This is a genomic window from Methanospirillum sp., assembly GCF_035406105.1.
Lineage (GTDB): Archaea > Halobacteriota > Methanomicrobia > Methanomicrobiales > Methanospirillaceae > Methanospirillum.
Genome location: NZ_DAONKG010000332.1, coordinates 1 through 1735, shown reverse-complemented (window position 1 = coordinate 1735; position 1735 = coordinate 1). Strand labels below are relative to the sequence as shown.

Sequence of the window (1735 nt, the reverse complement as noted above, 5' to 3'; positions counted from 1 at the left end):
GCCGGACACGAACACCTTATCGTGACAATCTCAAATCCTGAAGATGCCCGGACGGTCAGGGAATATGATCCGGATGCCATCATCATTGCAGTGCATACCACCGGGTATACACCAGAGGATGCTCGACTGGTCAGGGCGTATGCTGATATCGTGACCGCGTGTGCATCCCGGACTGTACGGGAGATCTGCGGGCCGTGCGCTATTCTCCAGGCAGGCTCCACTGTACCGGTCTATGCCCTTACTCCCGGCGGAAAACACCTGATTCTTCTCCGAATGGCGGCGATAGACTACCCGCTTTATGTGACGCACGCCGACCTGCCGGTGACAGGTGAGAAAGGCCCAAATCCCCTGGTCTAAGGGTCACCTATTTATATCCGGAAAGGGATACTGAAGAGCTGATGAGATCAATTCAGACAGGAATGCTCATTGCATTGTGCATTTCTCTCTTTTCATGTCTTTCGATGGCGGTTCAGTTGCCAGAAGACATGGTTTATGTAACCGAAGAATACCCGCCATTTAATTATCTTGAAAACGGAGTCCCTTCCGGCCTTTCAGTAGAACTTATCAAAACAGCATGTGAGCGTGCCGGCATCCCGTTCAATGTGGGTGATATCAGGTTCATGGCATGGTCTGATGCATACCGGATGGCCCTTTCCCGAAACAACACCGGTCTGTTCTCCATGGCACGAACGCCGGAACGGGAACCACTCTTCAGATGGGCAGGCCCCCTCATGCAATGCCCCGTTGTTCTGTTTGCACAAAATACATCATTGAGGACCAGCCGGCCGGAGAACAGGGATCTGCGTGTGGTTGTCATTCGGGATGATATCGGGTTGTATGTTGCCAAAGAAGCAGGAATCGCCGAAAAGAATATATTTCAGGTGACAACTCCGGCCGAAGCAGTCCAGCGTCTTGTGGATGGAACATCTGATGTCTGGGTCTATGGCCAGTACCCGGGTGAGAGCCTGATTCAGACCATCGCAGAAGATCCTGAATCATTTTACATCCTTGATGATCTCGGCCGTTCAACCTACTATATCGCATTCAATCCGAACACCGATCAAAAGATCATCGATGCCATCCAGACCGGACTGGATGCTATGAAACAGGATCGGAGGGATGAGGGTAGTACTACCTATGAGAAGATCGTGGGAAAATATATCGGCCCAATCTGTGCAGATAAGTCACAGACCAGGCAGCAGATTACCGACCTTGTGAATCTTACCGCTGATGCCATCAGCCGTGATGCCACCGGGACGATTGCCGATATTCAGAACGGGCGGCATCCGTATAAAGACCGCAATGACCCCTCATTATATGTGTATGTCTATGATACCGGGGTGACCATGATCGCAAATGCTGCCCAGCCTGAACTTGCAGGGGTGAACTTTACCGGAAAGGTTGATGCAGCCGGGAAAAAATTCCGTGATGAGATTGTAACCGGTGCAATGAAACAGGGGACCGGTTTTGTGAAATATACCTATTCCAATCCGCTTGAGACCGGAATCTTTTATAAAGAAGCGTATTATACTCTGGTGACCGGAAGTGACAAAAAGCAGTATGTAGTCTGTGCAGGCCGGTACCTCTCCTGCGACGAGATATGACCTATTCCCGTTTCTTTTTTATATGAAAGAGTCGTGACTGCTCTTCCCGTTCAATCTCTTCACGCGATGAGGCTATGGTTGCAATCGATGTCTCCAGTGATGGAATAACCACGTTTTCAAGGGCTTTGACC

Annotated in this window: 3 protein-coding genes; 2 read left to right on the top strand and 1 reads right to left on the bottom strand. The window is 50.2% G+C overall.

The annotated features are described in order from the left end of the window. Positions 1-357: DUF2099 family protein (locus PLA23_RS13160; protein ID WP_324475497.1), on the top strand; the 357-nt coding region annotated here is incomplete at its 5' end. A gap of 41 nt (positions 358-398) precedes the next feature. Continuing rightward, positions 399-1604: a transporter substrate-binding domain-containing protein gene (locus PLA23_RS13155; RefSeq protein WP_324327902.1), complete on the top strand. Its 1206-nt coding sequence runs from the start codon at positions 399-401 to the stop codon at positions 1602-1604. A gap of 1 nt (position 1605) precedes the next feature. On the opposite strand, the gene PLA23_RS13885 is transcribed toward PLA23_RS13155, so the two are convergent. Further along, positions 1606-1735: V-type ATP synthase subunit D (locus tag PLA23_RS13885; protein WP_502883634.1), on the bottom strand; the 130-nt coding region annotated here is incomplete at its 5' end.

Excerpts from the sequence above, each read along its gene's own strand:
- PLA23_RS13155 (WP_324327902.1), top strand. The coding sequence starts at position 399 with ATGAGATCAATTCAGACAGGAATGCTCATTGCATTGTGCATTTCTCTC.